At 70.9% G+C, this 26,979-nt stretch carries 22 protein-coding genes; 7 read left to right on the top strand and 15 right to left on the bottom strand.

From position 1 onward, the window contains the following. Positions 1-2: 2 nt before the first annotated feature. On the top strand, positions 3-1,154 hold the full coding sequence (locus IFT77_RS00300; RefSeq protein ID WP_192168963.1) for a hypothetical protein: 1,152 nt from the start codon (positions 3-5) through the stop codon (positions 1,152-1,154). Here IFT77_RS00300 and IFT77_RS00295 read toward each other — a convergent pair. From IFT77_RS00295 to IFT77_RS00275, 5 genes are read right to left on the bottom strand one after another with little or no spacing between them, the layout of a single operon-like run. Beyond that, the gene (locus tag IFT77_RS00295; protein WP_371740844.1) at positions 1,144-2,118 is read right to left on the bottom strand and encodes a citryl-CoA lyase; all 975 of its coding nucleotides are present in this window, start codon (positions 2,116-2,118) and stop codon (positions 1,144-1,146) included. The genes IFT77_RS00300 and IFT77_RS00295 overlap by 11 nt on opposite strands. Further along, positions 2,115-3,371, bottom strand: a complete 1,257-nt coding sequence (locus IFT77_RS00290; protein ID WP_371740843.1) for a CaiB/BaiF CoA transferase family protein — start codon at positions 3,369-3,371, stop codon at positions 2,115-2,117. Before IFT77_RS00290 ends, IFT77_RS00295 begins: the two co-directional genes overlap by 4 nt. Then, positions 3,368-4,924, bottom strand: a complete 1,557-nt coding sequence (locus IFT77_RS00285; protein ID WP_192168962.1) for a tripartite tricarboxylate transporter permease — start codon at positions 4,922-4,924, stop codon at positions 3,368-3,370. Before IFT77_RS00285 ends, IFT77_RS00290 begins: the two co-directional genes overlap by 4 nt. Further along, positions 4,924-5,523 carry a tripartite tricarboxylate transporter TctB family protein gene (locus IFT77_RS00280; protein ID WP_197980370.1) on the bottom strand — a complete coding sequence of 200 codons (600 nt, stop codon included), beginning with the start codon at positions 5,521-5,523 and terminating at the stop codon, positions 4,924-4,926. The genes IFT77_RS00285 and IFT77_RS00280 overlap by 1 nt, the downstream gene beginning before the upstream one ends. Next, positions 5,520-6,521, bottom strand: coding sequence for a Bug family tripartite tricarboxylate transporter substrate binding protein (locus IFT77_RS00275; RefSeq protein ID WP_371740842.1), 1,002 nt, complete (start codon positions 6,519-6,521; stop codon positions 5,520-5,522). Before IFT77_RS00275 ends, IFT77_RS00280 begins: the two co-directional genes overlap by 4 nt. A gap of 140 nt (positions 6,522-6,661) precedes the next feature. On the opposite strand from IFT77_RS00275, the gene IFT77_RS00270 reads away from it, so the two are divergent. From IFT77_RS00270 to IFT77_RS00260, 3 genes are read left to right on the top strand one after another with little or no spacing between them, the layout of a single operon-like run. Next, complete coding sequence (locus IFT77_RS00270) at positions 6,662-7,510, top strand: IclR family transcriptional regulator (protein ID WP_192168960.1); 849 nt, start codon at positions 6,662-6,664, stop codon at positions 7,508-7,510. Between the two features lie 59 nt (positions 7,511-7,569). After that, positions 7,570-8,208: an RraA family protein gene (locus tag IFT77_RS00265; protein WP_192168959.1), complete on the top strand. Its 639-nt coding sequence runs from the start codon at positions 7,570-7,572 to the stop codon at positions 8,206-8,208. Next, a complete protein-coding gene (locus IFT77_RS00260; protein ID WP_197980369.1) occupies positions 8,201-9,157 on the top strand; it encodes a hydroxyacid dehydrogenase in 957 nt (318 codons plus the stop codon). The genes IFT77_RS00265 and IFT77_RS00260 overlap by 8 nt, the downstream gene beginning before the upstream one ends. A 300-nt stretch (positions 9,158-9,457) precedes the next feature. Here the strand turns inward: IFT77_RS00260 and IFT77_RS00255 are convergent, their stop codons facing one another. The 3 genes from IFT77_RS00255 to IFT77_RS00245 all read right to left on the bottom strand — a co-directional run bounded on the left by IFT77_RS00255 (position 9,458) and on the right by IFT77_RS00245 (position 11,900). Further along, complete coding sequence (locus IFT77_RS00255) at positions 9,458-10,192, bottom strand: small multidrug efflux protein (protein ID WP_197980368.1); 735 nt, start codon at positions 10,190-10,192, stop codon at positions 9,458-9,460. 122 nt (positions 10,193-10,314) lie between these two features. Beyond that, a complete protein-coding gene (locus tag IFT77_RS00250) occupies positions 10,315-11,046 on the bottom strand; it encodes a GPP34 family phosphoprotein (RefSeq protein ID WP_192168958.1) in 732 nt (243 codons plus the stop codon). Further along, positions 11,043-11,900, bottom strand: a complete 858-nt coding sequence (locus IFT77_RS00245; RefSeq protein WP_192168957.1) for a MerR family transcriptional regulator — start codon at positions 11,898-11,900, stop codon at positions 11,043-11,045. Before IFT77_RS00245 ends, IFT77_RS00250 begins: the two co-directional genes overlap by 4 nt. Before the next feature lie 307 nt (positions 11,901-12,207). Here IFT77_RS00245 and IFT77_RS00240 point away from each other — a divergent pair, with 307 nt between their 5' ends. Next, positions 12,208-14,706 (top strand): FN3 domain-containing metallophosphoesterase family protein, encoded by a 2,499-nt coding sequence (locus tag IFT77_RS00240; protein ID WP_192168956.1) that lies wholly within the window; start codon positions 12,208-12,210, stop codon positions 14,704-14,706. A 162-nt stretch (positions 14,707-14,868) separates the two neighbouring features. Here the strand turns inward: IFT77_RS00240 and IFT77_RS00235 are convergent, their stop codons facing one another. The 7 genes from IFT77_RS00235 to IFT77_RS00205 form a co-directional block, all read right to left on the bottom strand. Continuing rightward, positions 14,869-15,600, bottom strand: a complete 732-nt coding sequence (locus IFT77_RS00235; protein ID WP_371740841.1) for a TetR family transcriptional regulator C-terminal domain-containing protein — start codon at positions 15,598-15,600, stop codon at positions 14,869-14,871. Next, complete coding sequence (locus IFT77_RS00230; protein ID WP_371740840.1) at positions 15,597-17,687, bottom strand: CocE/NonD family hydrolase; 2,091 nt, start codon at positions 17,685-17,687, stop codon at positions 15,597-15,599. The genes IFT77_RS00235 and IFT77_RS00230 overlap by 4 nt, the downstream gene beginning before the upstream one ends. After that, the gene (locus IFT77_RS00225) at positions 17,684-17,977 is read right to left on the bottom strand and encodes a hypothetical protein (protein WP_192168955.1); all 294 of its coding nucleotides are present in this window, start codon (positions 17,975-17,977) and stop codon (positions 17,684-17,686) included. Before IFT77_RS00225 ends, IFT77_RS00230 begins: the two co-directional genes overlap by 4 nt. A 167-nt stretch (positions 17,978-18,144) precedes the next feature. Next, positions 18,145-20,394: an ABC transporter ATP-binding protein gene (locus IFT77_RS16625; RefSeq protein ID WP_244638370.1), complete on the bottom strand. Its 2,250-nt coding sequence runs from the start codon at positions 20,392-20,394 to the stop codon at positions 18,145-18,147. Beyond that, complete coding sequence (locus IFT77_RS00215; protein WP_244638369.1) at positions 20,394-21,500, bottom strand: ABC transporter permease; 1,107 nt, start codon at positions 21,498-21,500, stop codon at positions 20,394-20,396. Before IFT77_RS00215 ends, IFT77_RS16625 begins: the two co-directional genes overlap by 1 nt. After that, complete coding sequence (locus IFT77_RS00210; RefSeq protein WP_192168954.1) at positions 21,497-22,582, bottom strand: ABC transporter permease; 1,086 nt, start codon at positions 22,580-22,582, stop codon at positions 21,497-21,499. The genes IFT77_RS00215 and IFT77_RS00210 overlap by 4 nt, the downstream gene beginning before the upstream one ends. After that, positions 22,579-24,183, bottom strand: a complete 1,605-nt coding sequence (locus tag IFT77_RS00205; RefSeq protein WP_192168953.1) for an ABC transporter substrate-binding protein — start codon at positions 24,181-24,183, stop codon at positions 22,579-22,581. The genes IFT77_RS00210 and IFT77_RS00205 overlap by 4 nt, the downstream gene beginning before the upstream one ends. A gap of 461 nt (positions 24,184-24,644) precedes the next feature. Here IFT77_RS00205 and IFT77_RS00200 point away from each other — a divergent pair, with 461 nt between their 5' ends. Both IFT77_RS00200 and IFT77_RS00195 read left to right on the top strand, forming a co-directional pair. Next, a complete protein-coding gene (locus tag IFT77_RS00200) occupies positions 24,645-25,643 on the top strand; it encodes an HNH endonuclease (RefSeq protein WP_371740839.1) in 999 nt (332 codons plus the stop codon). 200 nt (positions 25,644-25,843) lie between these two features. Next, complete coding sequence (locus IFT77_RS00195) at positions 25,844-26,938, top strand: type I restriction endonuclease (protein WP_192168951.1); 1,095 nt, start codon at positions 25,844-25,846, stop codon at positions 26,936-26,938. The last annotated feature ends 41 nt before the right edge of the window (positions 26,939-26,979 follow it).

The following is a 26,979-nucleotide window of genomic DNA, read 5'->3' as shown; positions in this document are numbered from 1 at the left end:
TTGTGAGTAATCCTCTCGAACCTTTCAAGGTCGATTACAGCAGTTTCTACAAGTTTGTGTCGTCAGTGGGCCTTGTCTTGATCGCCTCAGCGGCGACCATCCCTTGGTTCGTCATGCGAGCCGCTGTACCAGAATCATTTCGCAATGCTGCGGCTGAGAAGACACTCGAGCGGGCCGCAGAGACCAGAGCCGAGCAGTATCTTCTGGCCCTTCAGGCGTATCCGTGGGTTAGTGGAAGTCTCGTGTTCCTTGGCCTGATTCTTACGGTCTATGGCCTGTTAGCTTGGCGGTCCCGTCAGGTCAAGGTTGACGCAGACGAAGATGAGGCATTCCGTCAGCGGCGCGTTCTAGGCCAAACCACGTATGCAACCCAAGAAGAACGCGCGCAGAAGCTCGATCTTGAAACAAATGAAACAGAAAGTCCGGCTACATCTCACGAGAGTGAAGATGATTCTGCCAGCAGGGTTGCCTCCCCAGAAGCATCTGGCGCGTCGGACAGTAGAGAAGCTGATTCTCATCGTGAGGCCAATGCGACACGAGTCGCCGATGATCATGCTTCACAGCGACTCCGCCTAGAAAGGCTTGAGGGTCGAGTAGGCGAGCTCATCATGGTCTCGTACGAAGACACGCACTCATTGGAAACAGGGGTGCGCGTTCCCACGACGGACGGCCCGCAGAGAATGTCCATTCTCGATTTTGTTGCACGCGCTCGTGATCCAGAAAAGTGGACGAGCTTCGCGGTGGAAGTTCGAATAGTTTCACCAAGAAGCCCAATAGTTATAGACATGTTGCAACGGAGCATGCTCCGCCTGGCGATGGCCGCGAGGGGCGTTCCGGAGGGCCCGATACCCCGGGGAAGAAGAGGTAGACCGGCGCTCGCCAGGTCTGTCAGCCTGCTAGTGGTAATTGCTTCCGCCCCCCAATACGCCGGAGCCAGGTTTGGAGGCACGGGGCGCCCACCCTCAACATTGTGGCGCATCGCCACGGAGCGAGTCGAGGCCTTAAACGCGGTTCTCCTTCGAAAGGTAGGCGTCCTAGTCCTGCAGGAGGAGCAGTTACCTTCCTTCAGCCCCGATGATTTTCACCGGCGGACCCTCTCCCTGTTACAAGACCCCGCGAAGCCAGATGTGGATCCTGGCGTCTTCATCGACTAGAAGGCGCTAAGTGAACGGCGCGGGTGGGCGGGCCCGTGTAGTCGGCGAGGAAGCCCTTCGGCAGCGGACCCTTGATGCGCTGGCCGGACTGCGACTCTTCCCAGGCGTGCGCGAGGATGCCGACCGACCGCGACAGCACGAAGAGGCCGCGCGCGAGTTCCGGCTCGATGCCGAGCTCGCCGTAAACGACGGCCGAGACCCCGTCGATGTTCATCGGGACGTCCTTGGCCGCCAACTCGTCCTCGATCGCCAGGGCAGCCGCGAGGTGCTTGCCCGCCACGACGCCGTCGTCGCGTGCCCGCTCGACGAGCGTCAGCAACGGGTCCCGACGCGGGTCGCGCGGGTGCCACCGGTGGCCGAAGCCCGGCACGAAAGCGCCGCGCGCCCTGTACGAGGCCACGAGGGAGGCGGCGAGCTCGTCCAGAGGACGCCCCGCACCCAGCCCGCCTGCCCCGCCGATCCCGTCAGCGCGCGAGCCCTCGCCCGCACTGGAACCCTCGTGTGCCGCGACCATCTCGTTCAGCAGCGCGACGCACTGCTGGCCCGCGCCTCCGTGGGTGTCGCCCAGCACGTTGACCCCGTTCGCGATGGCCGAGTTGAGGCCGACGCCCGAGGTCGCCGCCATGCGCGCGCTCGCGATCGACGGTGCCTGCGGTCCGTGGTCGACGCTCGCCACGAGGGCGGCCTCGAGCAGGGCGGCCTGCTGCGGGGAGGGCAGCTCGCCGCGCGTCATCAACCACACCGTGCTGATGAAGTCCACGTTCCCGATCAGCTGCTGCACGGGGTAGCCGCGCAGCTCGATGACCCCGGGCGCGATCTTGGTGATCGCGGTCGACCACCACGCGGTCGTCGACGCGAGACGCGCCTCGAGCCGGGCGTTCTCGGCCCGGGCCGCGGCGAGCTGCTCCTCGAGCGAATCGGCGGCGGCGGCACCAGCACCCAAACCAGCACCTGACGCGCTCACACCGCACCTCCCTCGTGCAGCGCCCGGATCTCTGCCGCGTCGTACCCGAGCTCGGCCAGCACCTCGTCCGTGTGCTCCCCGAGCAGGGGCGGCGACACGGTGGGCCTGCCCGGCACCCCGTCGATCCGGATCCCGTGCCCCATGACGCGCAGCGGGTCGTCGCCGTCGGCTCCCCCGGGGAACGGCAGCGAGTGCACCAGCTCCCGGTCGCGCACCTGCGGGCTGTCGAGCATCTCGGCGACCGTGAGCACGGCGGCGGCCGGCACGCCGGCGTCGCTCAGTGCTTCCTCCCACGAGAGCGCGGACCGCGAGGCGAGAGCCGCCTCGAGCTCGGCGGTGAGCGCCGCTCGGTGCGTCTTGCGCGCCTCCCGCTCGGCGAACCGAGGGTCGGCGACGAGGTCGGGGCGGCCGACGACGCCGCAGAGCAGCTCGAACTGCTCCTGCTTGTTGGCGGCGATGTTGAGGGCGCCGTCGCCCGTCGCGAAGGTGCCGGAGGGGGCGGCAGTGCCGTTGTCGTTGCCGAGCGGACGCGGCTCGGTGCCCGCGACGAGGTGGTTCGAGACGACCCAGCCCATCGCGGTCGCGGCCGTCTCGAGCATCGACACGTCGATGACCGAGCCGATTCCTGTCCGTTCCCGCCCGAGCAGGGCCGACGAGATCGCGAAGGCGGCGGCGAGCCCGCCGAGCGTGTCCGCGATCGGGTACCCGGCCCGCAGCGGCGCGGTGTCGGGGGTGCCGGTGACGCTCATCATCCCCGAGCTGCCCTGGATGATCTGGTCGTAGGCGGGCTTCGAGCGCAGCGGCCCGGTCTGCCCGAAGCCCGAGATCGCGGCGTAGACGAGCCGCGGGTTGATCGCACGGAGCGCGTCCCACCCGAAGCCGAGCCGCTCGAGCACCCCGGGCCGGAAGTTCTCGAGCAGCACGTCCGACTCCGCGACCGCCCTGCGGAGCACCTCCGCGCCTCCCTCGGTCTTCAGGTCGACCGTCAGCGAGCGCTTCTGGGCGTTCTGCGCGAGGAACGAGATGCCGAGGAGGCGCCCGTTCAGCTCCGCAGACGCACCGAGCTGGCGGGCCAGGTCGCCGCCCCTCGGCGTCTCCACCTTGATCACGTCCGCTCCGAGCAGCGCCAGCTGGTAGGCCGCGTACGGCCCGGCCAGCACGTTCGTCATGTCGAGGACGCGGATCCCCTCGAGCGAGCGAGGCGCAGGCGCAGACCCAGGCACGGTCGAACCTGCGGGTGGGGCGTCGGTCACGCGTTCTCCTTCTCTCGGGCGTCGAGCGCGTCACCCGAGGCGGCGAGGCCGCGCGCAGCCCGACGCCGCGCCCGAATCTTCGTGAACGCGGCACCCGCGACGGCGATCACCAGCACCACGTACAGCGTCACCGTGATCCCGCTCGACACGAGGATCGACGGGTCGCCCTCGCTGACGAGCAGCGCCCGGCGGAACTCCGTCTCGGCGAGCGGGCCGAGGATGATCGCGATCAGCATCGGCGCGACCGGCAGCCCGTAGCGGCGCATGAGGAACCCGATCAGCCCGATCACCGTGACGAGCGCCAGGTCGAGGATCTTGCTGCTCGTCGCGTAGACGCCGAGCATCGCGAAGACGGTGATGCCTGCGTAGAGGTAGTGGCGCGGCACCTTCAGCAGCTTCGCCCAGAGCGGCGCGAACGGCAGGTTGAGGATGAGCAGCACGACCATGCCGACGAAGAAGCTCGCGAGCAGGGCCCAGACGAGGTCCGGCGCGCGGTCGAACAGCAGCGGCCCCGGCTGCAGGCCGTACTGGCGGAACGCGGCCAGCAGGATCGCCGCGGTGGCCGACGTCGGGAGGCCGAGCGCCAGCAGCGCGCCCATCGCGGTGCCGGCGGTCGCGTTGCCGGCCGCCTCCGGTCCGGCGACGCCCTGGATCGCGCCGCGGCCGAACATCGGGGACTTGCGACGTGCGTCGAGCCGCTTCTCGGTGCCGTAGGCGAGGAACGTCGGCACCTCGGCCCCGCCGACCGGGATGATCCCGAACGGGATGCCGATCGCCGTGCCGCGCAGCCAGGCGGGCGCGGCCAGCCGCAGCTCGCGCCGCGACAGCCAGAGGCGACCGGTCGAGCGCAGCAGCTGCGTCTCGTCGCGGGAGCCGCGGCGGGCGGCGACGCTGAACACCTCGCCGAGGGCGAGCAGGCCGACCGTGATGACGACGATGTCGATGCCGTCGAACAGCTCGGGCACGCCGGCCGTGAAGCGCGAGGCGCCCGAGATGCCGTCGATGCCGACCACCGAGATCGCCAGGCCGATCGCGAGGGCGCCGAGGCCCCGGACGACCGACTCGGTCACGACCGCCGAGATCGCCACGAAGGCGAACACCGCCAGCGCGAGGTACTCGGCCGGCCCGAACAGGGTGGCCAGCTCGGCGAGCCGCGGCGCGAAGAACACCACGAGGATCGACGCGATGATGCCGCCGATGAACGCGCCGATCGCCGACGTGGCGAGCGCCTGGGCGGCCCGGCCGCTCGTGGCCATCTTGTGGCCCTCGATCGTGCCGGCGATGGCCGTGCTGTTGCCCGGCGTGTTCATCAGGATGCCCGAGATCGAGTCGCCGAACAGCCCGCCGAAGAGCACCCCGGCGAACATGATGAAGGCGCCGATCGGGTCGAGCGAGAAGGTGACCGGCAGGAGGAGCGCGACGGCCATCGCGGAGCCGAGGCCGGGCAGCACGCCCACCGCGGTCCCGAGCAGGGCGCCGATGAGCACCCAGAGCATGTTGATCGGCGTGAGGACGGTGGCGAAGCCGTCGCCGAGGTTCGCGAGCGACTCCATCAGAGGATCCCTCCCAGGACGCCCGGAGGCAGGTTGAGGCCGAGACCGGCCGAGAAGGCGAGCTGCACGATCGACGAGATCGCGAGCGACAGGGGGATGTCGAAGATCGGACGCTGGCTGCCCAGCGCCCGGGCGACGCCCCAGAACAGCAGGGCGCCCGAGAGCAGCCAGCCGAGCGGGGTGAGCGCCGCGATGAACACGACGACGGTCAGCAGCGCGCCGAGCAGCGCGCGGTGGTTGCTCGTCGGGCGGAGCGCCTGCGGCTCTCCCTCCTCGTCGAGCACGAGGTCGTCGTCGGGCTGGCCGGGGGCCGCGGGCTGAGCGACCTCGACGCTCTCCGACTCCGGCTTGCGGAGCACGTCGATCGCGAGCAGCACGGCGAGCACGATCACCAGCGCGGCGATCAGCGAGGGGAAGACCTGCGGGCCGGGCGAGGCCGTGTTGGCGGGCACCTCCATCGTCACCGTGCCGACCACGAGGCCGAGCCCGATGACGAGCATCAGCGCCGGGACGATGAGCCCGGTGCGGCGGCGCCAGAAGCCGTCGGCGACGACCACGGCGCGACGGGTGACCGAGACGGTCCGGATGACGCCGCTCACAGGCCCAGCTCCTCGATGATCGCGTCGACACGGGCCTGGTCCTCGGCGATGAACTCGACGAAGTCGTCGCCGGTCACCACCGCGGGCTCCCACGAGTTGCGGCGCAGGGTGTCCTGCCACTCGTCGGAGGCGACCATCTCGTCGATGATGGCGACGAGCTCGTCCCGCTCGGCGGTCGTGATGCCCGCCGGGGCGACGATGCCGCGCCAGTTGGGCAAGTTCACGTCGATGCCCTGCTCGATGAAGGTGGGGGCGTCGATCCCGTCGACGGGCTCCTCGGCCGAGAGGGCGAGGGCGCGCAGGTTGCCGGCCTCGATCTGGTCGCTGAACTCGTTGTAGCCGCTGACGCCGATCTCGACCGTGCCCGACAGCAGTGCGGTGAGCACCTCGCCGCCGCCCGGGTACGAGACGTAGTTGATCTCGCCGGGGTCGACGCCGACCTCGCGGGCGAACAGCCCCGCGAGGAGGTGGTCGGTGCCGCCCAGCCCGCCGCCGCCGATCGCGTGGCTGGAGGGCGCCTCCTGCCAGGCCTCGACGAAGTCGTCGATGGTCTCGTAGGGCGAGTCCTCGGGAACGATGAAGACCTCGTAGTCCTCGGCGAGCTTGGCGATCGGCGTCGTGTCCTCGAGGTTCACGGCCGACCCCTGCACGGTGATCGCGCCCTCCATGACCGTGCCGGTCATCATGAGGTTCGTCGGGTCGGGGTCGAAGTCGGCGAACTGGGTCAGGCCGATGGTGCCGCCCGCGCCGGGCACGTTGACCACCTGGACGTTGTTCACGATGGAGGCGGCCCGCAGCGCCTGCTGCGCCTCCCGGGCCGCGAGGTCCCACCCTCCGCCGGGCGCGGCCGGGGCCATCACCGTCAGCTTGGCTCTCGGATCGGCTCCCGCGGTGCCGTCCCCGGCGTCCACGGCGGCGAAGCCGACGAGCGCGGCGGTGACGGCGACGCCGACTCCCCCGAGCAGGCGGCGTCGCGTCTTGTCGTTCGGTCTGGCCACGTTCACTCCCTTGTGACGTCGGACGGGCATCCACTAGGTGGATGTCTGTGTCCGCCTGATGGTAGCTTCGCGTCGAGACATCGTGCAAGGCGGACCGCACAGGACGGTCCGGAGGTGCGGGTCGGGACGAGAGGTCGGCGATGGTCACGGAAGCGAGCGGGGTCCGCGCCGTCAGCCGCGCCCTCGACGTGCTGCAGGCGTTCACGCCCCAGCGCACCTCCCTGTCGATCGGCGAGCTCGTCACGGCGTCCGGGCTGCCCCGGACCACCGTGCTGCGCCTGGTCGAGACCCTCGTCGCCGAGCGCATGCTGCAGCACGTCGCCGGCAGCCGCGTCGCCGTCGGCACCCGGCTGATCCGCTGGGGCGCCTTCGCCGCCGCGGCCTGGACCGTGCCCGAGGCGACCGCCGCACGCATGGCCGAGCTGTCCGCCGAGACAGGCGAGACCGTCAGCCTCTACGTGCGCAGCGGCACGACCCGCGTCGTCGTCGCCCAGTCGCCGAGCCCGCACTCGCTGCGGCACGTCGTCCAGGTCGGCGACGAGCTGCCGCTGTGGAAGGGCGCCGCCGGGATGGTGCTGCTGAGCTCGGTCGCGCCGGAGGAGCTCGGCGCCGAGGTCGCGGCGCTGGCCGCTGCGGTCGCCGGGTCGGGCGCCGTGTCAGGCGCCGGGTCAGGCGCCGGTGCACCGTCCGGATCCGGGGCCGGCTCGAACGTCGGGTCCGCCGCCGAGGCCGTCGACGAGGAGGCGCTGGTCGCCCGCGTCGAGCAGGCCCGGGCCGCCCGGTGGTCGCTGTCGCACGGCGTCCGCGAGCCGGGCAACAGCGGCATGGCGGTGCCGGTCCCGAGCCGCGACGGAGCGCAGCCCGTGGCGCTGGCGCTCGGCGGGCCCACCAGCCGGTTCACCGACGAGGCGACCGCGGCTTTCCTCGGGGCGCTGCAGGCCGCCTCCTCGGACATCGCCCGCACCGGGCTGCCGCCCGCCCTCGACTGAGACGACCCCGGCCCGGGCGACGTCGCCGCGGGTCACCACCCCGACCGACAGGAGCGACGATGCCCCAGCCCGATCCGCAGCAGCCCGAGACCCCCGAGTCCTCCTCACCCAGCTCTGCGCGGGCCTGGCCCGCCGCCGGCGAGCTGCCCGTCGCGACGATCTCGGACGCGATGGAGCGCTTCGGCGTCGCCGAGGGCATCCGTCCGCTCTGGCGCGGGGCAGCCCTGTCGGGCCGCGCCTTCACCGTCTGGACCCGCCCCGGCGACAACGCCGGGCTGCACGCCGCGTTCGAGCAGATCAGGAGGGGCGAGATCCTCGTCGTCTCCGGCGGCGGCGACGAGACGCGGGCGCTGATCGGCGAGCTCGTCGCCGAGAAGGCGCTCGCGCTGGGCGTCGGCGGCATCGTGCTCGACGCGGCCGCCCGCGACGTGGTCGAGCTGGAGCGCGTGGGCGTCCCCGTGTTCGCCCGGGCCGTGACGCCGGCGGGACCGTGGAAGACCGGCCCGTACCGGCTCGGCGAGACCGTGGCGGTCGGCGGGGTCGCCGTGGCTCCGGGCGACTGGGTCGTCGGCGACGACGACGGCGTGGCGATCGTGCCCGCGGGTCGCGTCGACGGCGTGGTCGCGGCGACGCACGAGCTGCTGCGCGGCGAGGGCGAGCGACGCGAGGCGAACCGGCGGCTGGTGCCGCGTGGCTGAGAGCGCGGCCGAGTCCGCCCGGCCCGTCGTGTGGGTGCCGCGGCCGATCGACGACGCGGTCGTGGAGTCCCTGGCGGAGTGGGCCGACGTGCGCCTCGGCTGGGGCGCGACGGCCGCCTCCTGGGCTGACGTCGCTCCGGAGGTGCAGGGCGTCCTGCTCCGCACCGCCCGCGTCGACGGGGCGATGATGCGCGAGGCCCCGCAGCTGCGGATCGTGGCGCGGCACGGGGTCGGGCTCGACACCGTCGACGTCGCCGCGGCTGCCGAGTTCGGCATCGAGGTCACGACGACGCCCGCGGCCAACAGCCGGTCGGTCGCGGAGCTCGCCGTCGCGCTGCTGATGATCACGCGCCGCGGGCTCGGCCCGGCACTCGCGAGTGCGGGTGGCGATGCTGGCGCCGGTGTCGAGCGCGCGTCGATGACCGGACGTGAGCTCGCCGGAGCCACCCTCGGCCTGCTCGGCTACGGCCGCATCGCGCAGCTCGTCGCCGGCATCGCCCGCGACGGACTCGGCATGCGCGTCGTCGCGCACGACCCGCACCTCGACGACGAGGCGATCCGCGAGGCCGGAGCCGAGCCCGCCGGTCTCGACGACCTGCTCCGCACCTCCGACGCCCTCAGCGTCCACGTGCCCCTCACCGACGCGACCCGCGGCCTCCTCTCGGCCCGTGAGTTGGCCCTGCTCCCCGCGGGGGCAGTCGTGGTCAACACCTCTCGAGGCGGAATCGTTGACGAGGAGGCGCTGGTCGCCGCCCTGGAGTCCGGTCACCTCGCGGGAGCCGGCCTCGACGTCACCTCGGTCGAGCCCCTGCCCGGCGACCACCCCCTGCGGCACCGCCCCGACGTCGTGCTCACCCCGCACGTCGGCGGGCAGACCCGCGAGGCGATGTCCCGCGTCGGCCACGAGGCCGCCGCCCGCCTCCGGCGGGTCCTCCTCCCCCACGGGTGAACCGACAGGAAGTGCTGCCCCCCGCCCCCTCGACAGCACTTCCTGCCGGCTCACCGTCCGACTGGTCAGATACTGCTGTCCTCGACCCCATGAAGAGCACTTCCTGACCACTCGACCCCCGCGCGGGTGACCGGCGCTGGACGAGCGTCCCCGAACCGACCTCCCCGCCCCTCCAGAGGTCGATCTGGGGCCTCTCGACCTTCCTGCTAAGGGTGAACCGGCAGGAAGTGACTTCTCAAGCCCCGTCGAGAGCACTTCCTGCCGGTTCACCGGCCCAGCGAGGAAGGGAAGCAGAGGCAGCTAGCCGATCGCGGAGATCAGACCGGTGGCGAGCAGCGTGATGAGCGTGGTCCAGACCACGATGGCGACGGCCTGCCAGAGGATGACCCAGCCCTTGGAGACTCCCGACCCGACGAACGTGGCCGCCGTGAACATGGTGGGCAGCGCCAGCGGGGCCAGGAGGCTCGCCCCGGGCACCCCGAACTTCACCAGCCAGCGTCGCAGCCGCGCCTTGCCCTTCTTCTCGGGCACCGCCTCCGTCGCCTCGACCGACCCGGCCGCGACAGGGTCCGGAGTTGCCCCGGCAGCCGGAGTCGACGCGGCGGCCCCCGCTGACCCAGGAGCAGCGGCGTAGGCGACCGGACCGCCACCGGTCGCAGCGGTGCCGACACCAACGCCCGCGGCCGACGGGCTCGGATCCGCGGCCCCGGCCACGGGCGCGCCGCGACCGGCACGTCTCCGGACCAGCGCCTCCCTGATCCGTGACCCCAGCAGCACGACGACCACGACGCAGAGCAGGTTGCCGACGATCCCGGCGAGGGCGGCCACGACCGGGTGCACGCCGCCGATGATTCCGAGCGCGGACGCTCCCTCGCCCTCGATGAACGGGACGGCACCGGCCAGGGCGATGACGAGCGGCTGCACGATCTCGGGCACCTGGCCGACGAGGTCCTGGAACCAGGCGAACGGTCCGCCGGAGTTCGTGGCGGCCGAGGTGCCAGCAGCCGAGGAGGCGCTGAGGACGAAGTGGGACATGGCGGTCTCCAGAGGTGGGGTCGTCAGGACGGGAAGAAGGGGTAAGGGAAAGGAAAGGAAAGGAAAGAAGAGGAGAGAAGAGCAGGAAGGGCAGGAGGAGGGGTGCGAGGCCGAGCAGCGGCTCAGTCGCGGAGAGACGGCAGCACGACGCTGACGAACAGCGAGTTCGAGAGCACGGCGGCGGCGACCGCGGCAGCCGACGCAGCCACGGCCTCGCCGGTGGCGGCGGCACCCCACTCGCCGCGCTGCAGCTGCCGCCCGCGGGTGTAGAGCGCGCCCGACCAGGGCAGGTCGCGGTGCAGCGCCGGCAGCGCGCCACTGGCCGAGAGCAGCGCCGCGAGCGCGCCTGACCGCGGCGACGGTTCCTGGTCGTCGAACAACACGGGCCGCACGAGGTCGAGCAGCTCCTCGCGTCGCCCGGTGCCGCCGTCGACGAGCGCCGTCGTCGGGATGAACCCGAGCGTCTTGCGGCTCTCGCGGCGCAGCGCCCCGCGCTCGACGACCCGATCGATCACCGGCCCGCGCAGCCGTGGCCCGATCTCGAGCAGCAGCGACCGCAGGTCGGTCGACTTTTCGACGAGGCGCTGCCACGTGGTCGCGAGCAGCGGGTCGACGGGCTGTCGCCCCTCGACGGCGTGGACGAGTCGCCCGCGCAGTCCCGACCCGTGCTCGTCGACCCTGACCGCCTCGTCGAGGGCGAGCTCGGTGAGGACGGCGCCCGCCAGCGTGTGCAGCAGGGGCGTGCCCTCCGAGCGAATCGTGCCCGACTCGGGGTCGAAGAGCAGCACGAGCACGTCCTCGGCGAGCAAGGGCGCGGTGTCGAGGGAGGTGCGGGTGGAGTCGGTCTCGGTCATGGTCGTGTCCTCGGGTCGTGTTCGGGAGCAGAAGCAGGAGCAGGAGCAGGAGCAGGAGCAGGAGCAGGCGAAGGTGCGACGCCCTCGGCGCCCTCCGCCGCGTCCAGCGCGGCCTCGAGCACGGCCAGGTCGTCGTCCTTGCCTGCCGACACGAGGTACGCGCGGTAGAGCACCTCGAGCTGCGCCTGGTTGTAGAGCTCGGTGACGGCCGCGCCCACGGTGGCTGTCGAGGTCGCGGAACCGTGTTCGGCGTGCCCGTCCGGGTCGGCCAGCCACGGGTACTGCTCGAAGAGCCGGCCCATGCCCGGCGCCAGTGCCTCACCGAGGCGACGTCGGGTCTCGCGGCCGGCGTCGGCGGGCAGCGAGTCGAACTCGTCGTCGTCGGAGGTGCGGGGCTCGTCCCGCAGGATCGTCCGGAGATCGTCCATCGCCGGCTCGTCGAAGACCCGCGACCAGATCATGACGAGCGCCCGGTCGGCGTCGCTGAGGTGGCCGCCTACCTCGCTGAACCCTGCGGGGAGGTCGACGGGCGCCCGGTGCTCCAGGATCAGCGTGAGCTCGCCCCGGACGCGCTGTAGCCGCTCGATGGTGGCCTCCAGCTCGGAGTCGAGCACGCGCAGAGCCGCGTCGGGGTCGTCACCCGCGCCACCGACCGCCTGGATCTGGGCAAGCGGCACGCCGAGATCGGTCAGCCGCGTGATCTGCAGCAGACGGACGAGGTGCCGCACCTCGTACTGCTTGTAGCCGTTGCTGAGCCGTTCCGGCTCCTCGAGCAGCCCGAGCTGGTGGTAGTAGCGGACGCTCTTGACCGTGGTGCCGGCCATCTCGGCCAGCTGGCGGGTGCTCCAGGCCACGGGGCGCCTCCTCGTCGGTGTCGTCGCCGGCGCTCGTCGCCGACTACCCACAAGTAGAAACCGTGCCCCTAGGGCAAGGTCAAGCGATCCCCCGAGAAGTCGCCGACCGGTCGAGCCCGCCCTCAGCCGAGTGGTCGAGAACGGTCCTCCCCCGACGGGAGGAGAACCGTTCCCGACCACTCGACGACGACGCTCGTCGGCGACACATGTCACCCCCGCTACACCTGTCGTCCACATCCCCCTGCTCTGATGCCCGAGGCCCGTCCCGATCACGGGGGCGGCGCCTCCACGATCACGAAGGACCAGGATGACCACCACCCCCACCGCCGCACGACGCCCGCGCCACCGCGCCCGCGTCGCCGCGGCGCTCCTGCTCGTCACGGCCACCGCCGTCGGAGCCACGAGCACCGTCACGTCGGCCCGTGCCGACGACGCCGTCCCGCTGCTGACCACCGAGTCGACGGCGTGGAGCTACCTCGAGACCGGGGTCGACCCCTCGGCCGGCAGCGACGACCCGCTCAGCTGGACCGCCGACGACTTCGACGACTCCCAGTGGAAGAACGCCCAGGGCAGCTTCGGCGCCAAGGGCGGCAAGGCGACCGGCATGGGCGGCGGCTACGCCGTCGACACCCTGCTGCAGCAGTACCTCCAGGGCGGCACGGTCGACGTGCCGACCTACTTCTTCCGCAGCTCCCTCGACCTCACCGCCGACCAGCTCGCCGGCTGGAAGTCCCTGACCGCCGACGTCGTCTACGACGACGCGCTCGTCGTGTACGTCAACGGCACGAAGGTCGTCGGCTACGAGGACTCCCGCGTCGCCGAGCACGACGGCAACGTCGGCTACGCGGGCGACGGCGGCGGCGACCCCGACCGCTCGACGTTCACGATCGACCCGGCCCTGCTGCACGCGGGCGAGAACACCGTCTCGGTCGCGCTCTACCAGGACCGCTCGACCAGCTCGGACATCTACTTCGACTTCCTCTCGCTCACCCCCGTCTCGGCGAGCGCCGAGGCCAGCATCAGCGACGTGTTCCTCAACATCGGGGCGGACGAGTCGCAGCGTGCGGTGTCGTGGTACTCCGACTCGACGAGCGCCGAGGAGGCGCAGCTCGCGCTCACGAAGGACGTGACGGGCGGTGCCTTCCCGGCCCGCGCCTCCTCGTTCTCCTCCACCAGCGGAGTGGCGACCGACGGGCAGAACTGGCACCACGCGACGCTGACCGGCCTCGTCCCGAGCACCTCGTACAGCTACCGCGTCGGCAGCGACGCCGACGGCTGGTCGGAGACGTACACGTTCGAGACGCAGGCGACGGGCGACTACGGCTTCCTGTTCATCGGCGACGCGCAGATCGGCGCCGGCGAGACCACGCGCGACACGGCGGGCTGGGTGACCACGATGGACACGGCCGCCACCGCGTTCCCCGACACGAGCTTCGTGCTGAGCGCGGGCGACCAGGTCAACACGGCCTCGAACGAGCTGCAGTACGACGGGTTCCTCGCACCGTCGCAGACGAAGTCGCTGCCGTTCGCGACGAACATCGGCAACCACGACGTCGCGAGCAAGGCCTACGAGCAGCACTTCGCGATGCCGAACGTCAGCGAGACGGCGGGCCGGCCGGACGCGAACCGGGCCGGCGGCGACTACTGGTTCCTCTACCAGGACACGCTCTACATCTCGTTCAACTCGAACGACCGTGACGACGCCGGCCACGCCGACTTCGCCCGGAAGGTCATCGCCGAGCACGGCGACGAGGCCCGCTGGACCATCGTCACGTTCCACCACTCGGTCTACAGCGTCGCCTCGCACGCGACCGACGGCGACATCGTCACGCGTCGTGCCGAGCTGCCCCCGGTGATGAGCGAGCTCGACGTCGACCTGGTGCTGATGGGCCACGACCACGTGTACGTCCGCAGCTACCTCATGAGCGGCACGACGCCGGTGCACACCGACGAGCCGGTCGACGGCACGGTCACGCCCGAGGGCGACGAGGTGCTCTACGTCACGGCGAACTCGTCGAGCGGCAGCAAGTACTACGACATCCAGTCGCAGGACTTCGACTTCAGCGCCGTGCAGAACCAGGAGTACACGCCGAACTTCACCAACGTCAAGGTGACGGCGGACTCGATCGCGATGACGACGTACCGCACGGCGGACATGACCGTCGTCGACGAGGTCACACTGTCGCGTCCGGCGGACCCGACGGAGCCTCCCGTCGACCCGACCGACCCGACGACCCCGCCGGTCGACCCCACCACGCCTCCCGTCGACCCGGGCACCGGGGAGCCCACGGCGGTGCCGCTCTCCGAGCTGACGGAGGCGACGCACACGCTGGTCGTGACCGCCGTCGACGAGGCGGAGGGTACGCTCACCGCGACCGTCCCGCGTCGTCTCGCCGGTGCGGCGCTCGACTGGTTCGTGCACTCGGAGCCCGTCTACCTGGGCGACGACCCCAGTGACGACGACGGGGTGCTCACGCTGCGCCTCCCCGAGGGCCTCGGAGCCGGCACCCACACCCTCGTCGGCCAGACCGACGCGACGGTCGCCGAGACCTGGGGCACCTTTGAGCTGACCGCCGTCTCCGACCCGCTCCCGGGCACACCGGGTGCCGGTGGTGCTGGTACCGGAGCCGGCGCGGGTTCTGGCGCGGGTGCGGGCACGTCGGCCGGACGCTTGACTGCCCCGGCGCAGGCCAACGGCGCGCTCGCCTTCACCGGCAGCGACGCCCTCCCCCTCGTCGCAGGAGCGCTGCTCGTGCTGCTCGCCGGCCTCGCGCTCGTCGTGAGGGCCCGCCGCCGCCGCGCGTAGCGTCGGCGACCTCCCTCGAGAGGCCCCGAATCGACCCCCGAGCCCCTCGGAAGGTCGATTCGGGGCCTCTCGTCCCTGCTGCGCGGCGTTGAACCGGCAGGAACGGTCCTCCGGAGGTGCTGATACAGCACCTTCTGCCGGTTTACGAGCGTCCCGGGTAGGTCAGGCGAAGGAGGCGCCCGTCTCGTGCCCGAGGAACGTCCACATCCACGTCAGCGCCAGCTCCGACGTCAGCCCCGGAGCCTTCTGCGCCAGCTGCGTCGCGACTCCGTCGCTGTATGCGGCTAGCTTCAACGCCACCTCCGACGCACGATCGGCGGGCCCCTCGTCCGGGCCGGCAGCCACAGCCCCAGCCCCAGCCCCAGCTCCGAGCGCCGGGAACGCGCCCGACTCCGCCCCGCGCCGCAGCGTCCGCGTGAGGCACGCCTCCCAGACGCGGATCCGCTCGACGTACTCCGCGGCGACCGCGGGCTTCCGCGCGACGGCCGTCCAGTAGTCCGACCAGAGCCGCCAGTGCTCGTCGCTCGCGTCCGTCGCGGCGAAGAGCGGCTCGACGAGCATCCGCACGCCGGCGACGGGGTCGGGCTCGGCGTCGACCGCCTCGATGATCGACGAGTAGAACCGGGCGGTCTCGAGCACGACCACCTCGTTCAGGATCTCCGCGACGCTCTCGAAGTGGTAGGTCACCGTTCCCACCGAGACGCCCGCCTCCCCCGCGATGTCGCGCAGCCGCGTGCCGCCGAGCCCCTCGCGCAGGATGACGCCGCGCGCCGCCTCCACGATCAGCGCCCGCCGCACGGCCGGCTTCTGCCGCCCGCCGCCCGCCGCGAGAGCCGCACCCGCAGACACGCCCGCAGCAGAGGAGGCGCCGCTCCCGTCCCCGACCCCGCTCACGCCGACGTCCTCGGCACCCGGTCCTCGAACCGGCGTTCCGCGACGACGACGACCGGCGCCTCCGGCCCGCCGTCCCGCGCCCAGGCCTGGACGGTGTTGACGACGACGAACTCGTCCCGCGTCGCCGTGAGCCGGGACGTCGTCTCGAGCCATGCCTTCCACGACGGCTTCTCGAGCCCGATGGCCCAGCGCGACTCCGCGGAGGCCGACAGCGGGTCGCCGTCGGTGATCCGGTAGGTCTCGCGGCTGTCCTCGGTGAAGACGAGGCCGTCGGGGTACTCGCGCCCGCCGCCGTAGCCGGGGTCGACGTCGAGCACCCACTCGCCGGTGCCCACGTCGTGCGAGACGCTGCGCTGCGGCAGGTCCGACGCGGTGGGCAGCGCCCGCACGGCGAGCGGGGTCGCGCGGGTCGGCTCCTCGAAGCGCACGCCGTCGTCGTCGCGCCGCGTCCAGACGGGCAGCGTCACCGAGCTGTGCCGCGGGTCGATCGTGAGGGTCGCCTCGTCGGGGTGCGGCCAGATCCAGGGCCAGTAGGCGGACGAGACGGCCACCCGGAGGCGGTGGCCCACCGGGAACGAGTGGCCGGTCGAGACCAGCGCGACCTGCACGTCTTCCTCGACCCCCGCCTCCATCGGGACGTTCTGATCGCGACCGTGCCGCTTGTTCAGGTTGAGGACCCCGCGGGTGACGAGCGTCGAGCTGCCGTCGGGGGCGATGTCGCAGAGCCGGACGATGACCGTGGCCGACGTCCGGTCGCTCGTCAGGGCGAGGTCGACGACGACGTTGCCCAGCAGGTCGAGGGGCGCCTCCGCGACGAGCAGGTCGAAGCAGGCCGAGCGCCCGTCCTCGCCGCGCTGGTCGGGCGGCAGGTCGGTGGCGTTGCCGAACGGGAAGAAGCGTCCTGCGTCGAGGCCGGTGCTCTGCGGCGAGCGCACCGAGACCGGTCCGTGCTCGCCCCCGGCCAGGAGCGACAGCGACTCGACCCGCGCCGAGGTCGCCTCCGACGGCCACGCCTCGGCGGCGACCCAGCGGCCGGTCCGCTCGGCGTAGAACGTCGCGGGAGGCTCGGAGTCGTTGATCCAGGCCCGCAGCGCCGGCTCGTCGTCGACGCCGTTCGGCTCGTCGAGCAGCCAGCGGTCCCACCAGCGCAGCGTCTCCTGCAGGAACCCGATGCCGGGCCCCGGAGCCAGCCCGCGGTCCGGGTACTGGTGCGACCACGGCCCGACGATGCCCGTGACGGGTGCGTCGAGGTTCGACACGAGCCGCAGCACGGCGTCGCGGTAGGGGTCGGCCCAGCCGCCCACGGCGAGCACGGCAGCCGTTATCGAGGAGTAGTCCTCACAGACGCTGCCGTGCCGCCAGTAGTCGTCGCGCTCCTGGTGGGCGAGCCAGGTCGGCGTCATCGGCCGGTTGTGCTCGAGCCGCTCGCGCCACTGCGCGATCCAGTCGGCGCCGACCACCTCGGGCCGCGGCGGGCGGGAGTTGAACGCGAACATCGTCCCCCCCCAGGCCGCCATGTCGATGCCCAGCACCGCGCCGCCCATGTAGTGCACGTCGTTGTCGTACCGGTCGTCGGTCGAGCACACGGTGACGATCGCCTTGAGCGCGGCGGGTGCGCGACCGGCGAGCTGGAGAGCGTTGAACCCGCCCCACGAGATGCCGAACATGCCGACCGCACCGGTCGACCACGGCTGGGCGGCGAGCCACTCGATCAGGGCGAGGCCGTCGTCGAGCTCCTGCACGGAGTACTCGTCGTCGAACAGCCCGTTGCTCGACCCCGTGCCCCGGATGTCCACCCGCACCGACGCGTACCCCCGCGCCGCGTACCAGGGGTGCCGTTCGCTGTCGCGCGGAGCCGTCCAGTCGTCGAGCCGGTACGGCAGGTACTCGAGCAGCACCGGCACCGGGTGCTCGACGCGCGGCGCCCAGATTCGGGCGTGCAGCCGCGTGCCGTCCGGCAGCGGCACCCACTCGTCGCGCACGTCGACCTGGTGCAGACGTTCGGGATCGCGAAGGAGGCGCGGGTCGCGACCGGCGGACCGGTCGCCCTGGTGCCCCTGGTCGCCCGGGTCGCCCTGGTCGCTCACGACACGCCCCCGTCGCGGAGGTGCCCGTCGCCGTCGGTGCCGTCGCCGTCGGTGCCGTCGCCGTCGGTGCCGTCATCGTCGGTGCCGTCGGGGCCCGGCCCGTCGGTGCGACCGCGACCGGGATCGAGGCCCTGACCGGCACCTCCTGCGCCTGCTCGGCTCCGGGCTTGCTCGCGCTCCCGCTCGCGCAGGCGGTGCAGGATGTGCTCCTCGGCGGCGATGCCGCCCTCCGCCTCCTCGTCCCTGGCTCGGTCGAGCAGGCGTGGGCCTCCGTGGACGCTGGTCCTCACGGAGCCCCTGCTCGCCACCCCCCGATCTGGGGCCTCACTGGCTCGGCCGTGCGTCCTCGGCCCACCACCGCGCATGGTCGAGTCGCCCCTGTCGGTGTCGTGCCTGCCCCGGTCGTCCGTGCTCACGTCGTTCCTGCTCACGTCGCTGCTGCTCCTGCCGCCCGTGCTCACATCGCCTCCCAGCGCTTGATCCGGTGTCCGTCGCCGTGGTCGTCCCAGCCGTCGGCGTCGCGCCAGCGCGGGCGTCCGTCGCCGACGCTCGGCAGCTCGGTGGTGCCCGGGTCGAGCGTCGCGTCGAGCAGCGTCCGCGTGTATGGGTGGTTCGGGCCGGAGAAGACGGCGTCGGCCGGGCCGACCTCCACGATCTGTCCGCCGGTCATGACGGCGACGCGGTCGGCCACCCCGCGCACGACGGCGAGGTCGTGGCTGATGAAGAGGCAGCTCAGCCCCTTCTCGTCGCGGAGTCCCGTCAGCAGGTCGAGCACCCCTGCCTGCACCCGCACGTCGAGCGCGGTCGTGATCTCGTCGGCGATGATCAGCTCGGGGCCGGCGGCGAGCGCGCGGGCGATGCCGACGCGCTGGCGCTGACCGCCCGAGAGCTGGGCCGGCAGGCGTGCGGCGAAGTCCGGCGACAGCCCGACCTCGACCAGCAGCTCGGCGACACGATCGGCCCGTGCGGAGCCGGTCAGCCCCGTGAACAGCGTCAGCGGCCGGGCGATCGCGGCGCCGACGGTGCGTCGCGGGTTGAGCGACGTGTCCGCGTTCTGGAAGACCAGCTGCACCGACTGCCGCAGCTCGGCGGTGCGACGGGCGACGGGCTGGGTGAGGTCGCCCTCGACGCCGTCCGTGCCGCGGAACGTGAACGACCCCGACTCCGCCGGGATCAGCCCCGCCATCGCCGTCGCGAGCGTCGACTTGCCGGACCCCGACTCCCCCACCACGGCCAGCGTCTCCCGCCGTCCGATCTCGAGCGACACCCGGTCGACGGCCGCGGGCAGCCCGCGTCCGTAGCGCACGACCAGCTCGCGTGCGACGACGACAGGCGCCGCGCGCTCGCTGGGCGCTGCTGTCTCGCTGCCGGTGGCGTGCCCGGCGCTGTCAGCGCGACCCGCGCCTCCCGCGAACCCCGGAGTGGACGATGCACCCCGCAACGACGGGGTGTCCGGTCCACTCCAGGGTGCATCGCCGCCGGGAACGCTGGTCCCCCGCACCGCACCCGAAGCGTGCCCGGTCGCGTCAGCCCGACCCGCACCTCCTTCATGCCCCGTTCCGGACGACGTGCCGCGCTGTGCCGCGTCATGGTGTCCGGAACGCGTCAGGTCACTCGCAGCGCCCGCGGCACCGGCAGCGCCCGCAGCGCCGGCAGCACCAGCAGCAGGCTCACCCGCAGGAGGCGCGGCACCGTCCCCGGCACCGCCCACCACGCGACTCACCCGCGCCAAGAACCGCGCTCCGAACGATGAACTGCGTTTGTTCGCGGCTCCCGGTCCGGAACCCGGTTCATGGTGGTCAGCAGCGTCCACGTCGACCGCGCCCACGCGCGGGATGCTCGCGAGCAGCTCCCGTGTGTACGGATCGCGCGGGTCGGCGAACAGGTCCGCGGTGGCCCGGTGCTCGACGACGACCCCGTCGCGCATCACGGCGATCTCGTCGGCCATGCTCGACACGACGCCGAGGTCGTGGCTCACGAGCAGGATCGCCATGTCGAGCTCGACGGCGAGGTCGCGGATCAGCTCGAGCACGGCCGACTGGGTGACGACGTCGAGCGCGGTCGTCGGCTCGTCGAGCACCAACAGCTTGGGCCGCGCCGCGACGGCCATCGCGATCGCGATCCGCTGCTGCTGCCCGCCGGAGAGCTGGTGCGGATACCGCCGCACGATCCCCTCGGGGTCGGGCAGCCGCACGTGCCGAACGAGCTCGAGCACGCGCTCGTGTCCGCCGGGCAGTCCGTGGCTCTCGAGCGCCTCGCGCAGCTGTCGGCCGACGCGCATGGACGGAGTCAGCGCTTGCCCGGCGTTCTGGGCGACGAGTGCCGCGGTGCCGCCGCGCAGTGCCCGCCGGGCCCGCTCGTCGAGGGCGAACACGTCGTCACCGCCCACGGTCACGCTGCCGCCGACGATGCGCGAGCCCCGACGGAGGTGCGCCAACAACGTCCGAGCCACCGTCGACTTGCCGCTGCCGCTCTCGCCGACGAGGCCGAGTGCGCGACCGGCGGCGATGTCGAAGCTGACGCCGCGCACCACGGGCACCTCGCGGCGCCCGGCGGAGTACGAGATCGAGAGGTCGTCGACGCGCACGACGAGGTCGCGGGCGGTCTCGCCGACCGCACCCGCGCCTCCTCGTGTCGCGCCCGCAGCAGAACCAGGAGCCGGACCGAAGGAGGCGCCCCCAGGCTGGCCGAGATCACGAGCGCTCATCAGATCGCCCCCTTCTGCGCGCGGTCCACGCCGAGCGTCTTGCTGAGTCCGTCGGCGCTGAGGTTGAGGCCGATCACGAGGGTGGCAAGTGCGACGACGGGGGCGAGGGTCCCGAGCGGCACGACGGTGAGAGCGGTGCGGTTCTCCTGCACCATGAGGCCCCAGTCGGGAGTCGGCGGGTTCGCGCCGAACCCCAGGAACGACAGCGTTGAGATGAGCAGCACGATCCAGGAGGCGCGCATCGCGAACTCGACGAGCACCACGTCGGTGACGTTCGGCAGGATCTCGCGGAACACGATGCTGAGCGCTCCCTCACCGCGGGCGCGGGCGGCGGTGACGTAGTCCTGGGTGATGACGGTGCGGGCGGCGCCGCGGACGACCCGCGTCACGGCCGGTGCGTAGACGACGGTGACCGCGAGCACGATGACCCACAGCCCCGAGTCGAACACGGTCACGACGACGAGCAGCGCGAGGATCGACGGCACGCTGAGCAGCGCGTCGACGATGCGCATGACGACCTCGTCGAACCAGTTGTCGGCGTAGGCGGTGACGCAGCCGAGCACCGTGCCGATGCCGACCGCGATCGTCGTCGCGAGGAACGTCACGAGCAGCGCGTACTGACCGCCGTGCAGGGTGCGCGAGAGGATGTCGCGGCCGTACTGGTCGGTGCCGAGCCAGTGCGACCAGCTCGCGCCGCTGAGCGCGGCGGTCGAGTCGGTCATGACGGGGTCGTGTCCCGAGATCAGCGGGGCGAGCACGGCGAGCAGCACGTGCAGCGCGATGAGCCCCAGTCCGATGCCGAGGGCCGAGGAGGCGCTGATGCTGCTGCCGAGACCGGTCCAGACCGAGCGCAGCCGCGTCGCGATCGGGGGCGAGGTCGAGACAGGGGGCGGGGTCGCGCCAGCGGCTGATCCGTCACGAGACGGATCAGCGTCGTGACTCGATCCGGCACGAGACGGATCAGCGCCGTGACCCGATCCGGCACGTGACGGATCAGCGCCGGGAGCGACAGGACCGGAGGCAGCGCCGCCGGCACCGCCGGCACCGCCGGCACCGGCGCCGGAACCGGCACCACCGGAGGCAGGAGGAGGCGTGATCGTGCTCATGAACGAGCCTTCCGTCGGGTGCGCAGCCGCGGGTCGAGCGCGAGGGCGATCAGGTCGGCCGCGAGGTTGCAGACGACGTAGACGAGCGCGCTGACGACGGCGATCGCCTGGATGGTGGGCAGGTCGCGGTTGAAGACCGACTCGAGCATGAGCTTGCCCATGCCCGGGTAGTTGAAGACGTTCTCGACGACGACGACTCCCCCGAGCAGCCATGCGACGTTGAGGGCGACGACGTTCAGCGTCGGCAGCAGCGCGCTCGGCACGGCGTGGCGCCAGACGACCTGGCGGGTCGAGAGGCCCTTGAGCTCGGCGGTGGTGACGAACTCCGACGCCATCACGTCGATGGTCGACGAGCGTGCCGTCCGGACGATGTACGCCGCCATGGCGAGGGTCAGCACGATGGCGGGCAGCCAGACGCTCGGCAGCAGCTCGGTCACGGTGGCGCTGTCGCCGCGCAGCACGACGGCCGGGAAGATCGGGATCGCGACCGCGAACAGCAGCACGAGGATCGTCGCGACCATGAACTCCGGCACGCTCATCACGATGAGGCTGATCAGCGAGATGGCGTGGTCGCTCGGGCGACCGCGGCGCACGCCCGCGACGACGCCGAGGGTCAGCGACAGCGTGACGCCGACGAGCAGGGCCGGCACGGCGATGAGCATGCTGTTGCGGAACGCGACGAGCAGGTCGGGTCCGACCGGAGCACCGCTGACGAGCGAGATGCCGAAGTCGCCGTGGCTGGCGCCGCCGAGCCACTGGCCGTAGCGGGCCCAGACGTTCTGGTCGAGGCCGAGCGTCTCGCGCAGGGCGGCGACCGCGTCGGGCGTCGCGTCCTGGCCGAGCAGCTGCTGCGCGACGTCGCCGGGCAGCGCCTGCACCGCGAAGAACACGAAGAAGGAGGCGAGCAGCACGGTGAGCAGGGCCGTGCCGACCCGGCGCAGGACGAGAAGAGCCGTGGTGACGGCCGCGCTGCCGGGTCGGGAGCCTCCTCGGGGCGAGGGGGCGCCTCCTCGGCTCTGCCTCTCGGCAGCTGTCGACGACGTCGACGACGAACCGGACGGGCTGGTGATCTCGGTGCTCATGCGCGCAGTCCGATCTGCAGGTAGTCGAACTCGAAGCCGTACTCGCGGTAGTTGACGACGTTGCGCCCGAGGCCGACGAGGCGGTCGCCGAACATCGGCGTCATGTCGGCGGAGTCCTCGACGATGACGCGCTGGGCGTCCTGGTAGAGCATCCGGCGACGGTCGTCGTTCATCTCGGCGCGGGCGGAGTCGAGCAGCCCGTCGAAGGTGGGGTTCGACCAGGCGCTCTCGTTGTACGACGAGCCGGTGCGGAAGATCTGGTTCAGCAGCTGGTCGATCGGGCGGCCGGCGAACCAGTAGCTGACCATCAGCGGCTTCTGCATCCAGATCTGCGTGTAGTACGAGTCCGAGGAGGCGTTGCGCACGACGAGATCGATGCCCGCTTCCGCGACCTGGTCGCGGTACGCGACGGCCATCGGGGTGAAGACCGACTCGTAGCTGGACGTGTAGATCTCGGTGCGGAGCCCTTCGCGACCGGCCTGCTTGAGCAGTGCCCGGGCCTTGTCGGGGTCGTGCTGACGCTGCTCGTCGAGCCAGACCGCCTGGGTGGGAGGCACGGGGTTGTCCCACCCCGGCGAGCCGGTGCCCTGCAGGGCGGTGTCGACGATGGCCTGGGGGTCGTAGGCGAGCTTCATGGCCTGGCGGACCAGCGGGTCGCTGAACTCGGCGGACGTGTAGAGCATCGGGATCGTGTACCACTGCGCGTTGGCCGACCGGGCGACGGTGGCGGTGCTCGAGGCGCTGACGACCTGGGCGGTGGCGAAGTCGAGGTTGGTCTGCGAGATGAGGTCGATCTGGCCGGCGAGCAGGGCGTTGACGCGGGCCGTCGTGTCCTGGATCGAATAGAAGTCGATGCCGTCGAGCACCGGACGTCCGGCGAAGTGGTCCTCGAACGCCTCGATGCTGCCCGTGCCGGCGGGCTCGAAGCTGCTCAGCTTGAAGGGCCCCGTGCCGATGCCGGTGGTGCCGATCCCGTTCGGGTCGCCGGGCTCGGCGCTGCCCTCGGGGACGATGTAGCACTGGTACGCCGTCAGGAGCGAGGGGAACTCGGCGTTGGCCGTGAGCAGCTCGAAGCGGAGGGTGAGCGGGTCGGGGGCGCTCATGCTGCTCGGGCCGATCATGGCGGCGAGCACCTCGCCCTGGGGCGAGCCGGTGTCGGGGTCGAGGATGTGCTCGATCGAGTAGATGGCGTCGGCAGCCGTGAAGCGCCGTCCGTCGTGGAACGTCACGCCCTGGCGCAGGCGGAAGGTCCAGGTGACGCCGTCGGGGGTGGCGGACCACTCCTCGGCGAGGTCGGGCACGGTGACGCCCTGTTCGTCGAGCTTGACGAGGCGGTTGTAGAGGGCGCCGAGGTACTCGTAGGCCGAGAGGGAGCTGGCCGAGTCGAGGGTCTCCGCGGCGGAGGCGGCGGGCCGGGCGATGCGCAGGCGTCCGCCGCTCTTCGCTGTGCCGACGGCGGCGGCCTCGGGGATGGTCGGGTTGCTGCGCGCCGGCGTGCAGCCCGACAGGGTGAGCAGGCCCAGCCCGGCGAGCCCGGCGGCGCCGGCCAGCACGGTGCGCCGGCTCAGGCCGGATCGGTGTTCAGGGACGATCGGTGTCATGCGGGGATGGCCTTCCGTTTATCGTTCCGCTGAACGATAAGGGACTTACGTCCCTGCCGCGAGGCCGCCAGACCGTAGGAGGCGGCGCCTGCGTGCGCACACTGCACCCCGCGATCCCCGTGCCTACGGGCCTCGGCCCGCCCCGGCGCCCTCCCCCTCCCGCCCCCGAAGCTTCACGCACTCGTTACACGGCGAGTCGCCAACACCAGGTGGTATTTCCCGCTCTCTGGACACTCATTTCGGCCGAGTGGTCAGAAACGGTCTGTCACTTCTCATGAAAGGACATCTACTGACCACTCGACGAAGGCGCTTAGCGGACCTGGATGACGTGCTGGCCCGTTGACTTCGCACGTGGCCCCCGAAATGGTGCTCACGGATGCATCCCGCGCACTGGCAGAGTCGAAGTTCTGTCACTTGACGCCTGGTCATGCGACAGCTGCCGAATTCTGGGGGATCTCGCCGTGCCGAAAGCACTTTTCATCATCCTGCTCATCGCGAGCCCGATCCTTGTGATATCGGTCTCGGGAAGCTTTTGGCTCGGCGTCCTCACGTTCTTCCTCGTCCTGATCGCGAATCCGATCGTGCGCGCGATACGCGCGGCGCGGTACTTCGGCTCGGATCACTTCAAGGGTCTGCGCGAAGCTGTGGCGTCATTGGTCGCCGAGCACAACGCTGTCGTGAACTACGTGGCCGAGATCAGGACCCAGGGCTCATTCGAGCTCGGTGCGTCCTCGACAGGACAGCATGCTCACCTCGCCACCTTCGTAAACGACTCGTCATGGAACAACCGACGTGACCGCAATGTGGCCGAGTACGCCCCGCACGTTCACAACGCCTCACTGCAGGTCGTCCGGAACGCGAGTGCCGAGCCCATCAAGTACCTGATGAAGTACTTCCACGTGCAAGCGCAGCAGGACACTCTCGCGGACGTACAGCGAGTGGCGAGCGACATCTCCCGGCTGGAGGAGGCTGCTGCCAATGTCCGGGGACGCGAAAAGGACCTCATGGAACGGATCGCGCCGCCCAGCTTCATCCAGAAACACTACCGAAAGGAGTTCTGGGACCAGATCGGGGCACATTTGTCGGCAATAGCCATGCCCTACGCGCAGTACAAGTTCCAGTACACGTCAGCCGGCGGCAACAGCGCTCAGACCACCCGCATCCAGCTCGACTCAGCGACCCTCGAAGCTCTCTCCGCGGTACTCGTGGAGAAGATCCGATGGGCCAAGTCGGCGGCGGGCCAGCGAGCCCTCATGACGAGAAGCCTCCGGTCGTTCATCAAGACCCGCGACAACTTCACCTGCCGCTACTGCGGGATCTCGGTCGCGGCTGAACCCCACCTTCTCCTCGAGGTCGACCACATCATGCCCGTGTCGCGAGGCGGCCTCAGCACGCCCGACAACCTGCAGACACTGTGCTGGCGCTGCAATCGGACCAAGGGAGCGACCGTCGTCGCGTAGGGCGGTGCACGCCGTCGCACCGGCGACCGCGGTTCACGCGCATCGTCATCAACCCACTCACCTCTCCCCGCGGTCCGTCCAACAAGGCTCCAGCTAGTGAGGACGCCACCCGAACGGGGTGCGATTCATGGCCGGGACAAGCACCACGCTGCCTCAAGCATGAAATAAGGTCATGAGACAACGTCACAAAGGGGAGAACGATGGAGTTTGCCGAGCGGCTCGCCGCACTTGCACTGAAGGTCAAGAACCAGCGCGAGGCCATCCAGACCGAGGAAGCGACGAAGAACGCGTTCATCATGCCGTTCATCTCGACGATCCTCGGCTACGACGTGTTCAACCCTCTCGAGGTGGTACCCGAGTTCACGGCCGATGTAGGCGTGAAGAAGGGCGAGAAGATCGACTACGCCATCATGCGAGATGGCGAAGTCCAGATCCTCATCGAGTGCAAGAAGTCGACTGAGCCGCTCAAGATAGAGCACGCGTCGCAGCTCTTCCGCTACTTCGCCGTGACCAATGCGCGGATCGCCGTCCTTACCAACGGCGAGAGCTACCACTTCTACACGGACCTCGACAAGCCGAACCGCATGGACGAGAAGCCCTTCCTGGTGCTCGACCTTTCGGACATCGACGAGACCCTCCTCCCCGAGCTCAGCAAGCTGACGAAGGACGTCTTCGACCTCGACTCGGTCATCAGCGCCGCCGAAGAGCTGAAGTACGTGGGCCAGCTCAAGCGTGCCATCGCGGCTCAGTTCCGTGACCCGTCCGACGACTGGGTCAAGTTCGTCACGACCCGTGTCTACGAGGGCTCGTTCACGCAGAAGGTGCGCGACCAGTTCACGCCTCTCGTCACCAAGGCGTCGAAGCAGTTCCTGAACGACCAGGTCAACGACCGTCTCAAGACGGCGCTCGGCTCGTCGAGCTTCCCCTCGATCCCTGTCGATGCGCCTGCAGGTGCTGTCACCAGCGAGCCGGCCGTCGAGGCGGACCTCGATCGGGACACAGAGACGGAGACGACCCTGGAGGAGCTCGAGGGCTACCAGATCGTCAAGGCCATCGCGTGCAGCGAGGTCAAGCCCCAGCGGGTCGCTCACCTTGACGCGAAGTCCTACTTCGCGGTCCTGCTCGACGACAACAACCGCAAGCCGATCGCGCGCCTCCACTTCAACGGCAAGAAGCAGAAGTACCTCGGCATCTTCGATGCCGACAAGGTCGAGACCCGACACGCCATCGAGTCCCTCGACGGCATCTACGAGCACGCGGACGCGATCCGTAGCGTCATCAAGTCCTACGCCTGATCACTCCGCGCACTTTCACCTGACCTCGCGGCTGCTTGACA

It is taken from the genome of Frigoribacterium sp. CFBP 13729, from assembly GCF_014841875.1.
Classification (GTDB): Bacteria; Actinomycetota; Actinomycetes; order Actinomycetales; family Microbacteriaceae; genus Frigoribacterium.
The sequence above is the reverse complement of the archived record's forward strand: the minus strand, read 5'-3'. Positions and strand labels throughout refer to the sequence as shown.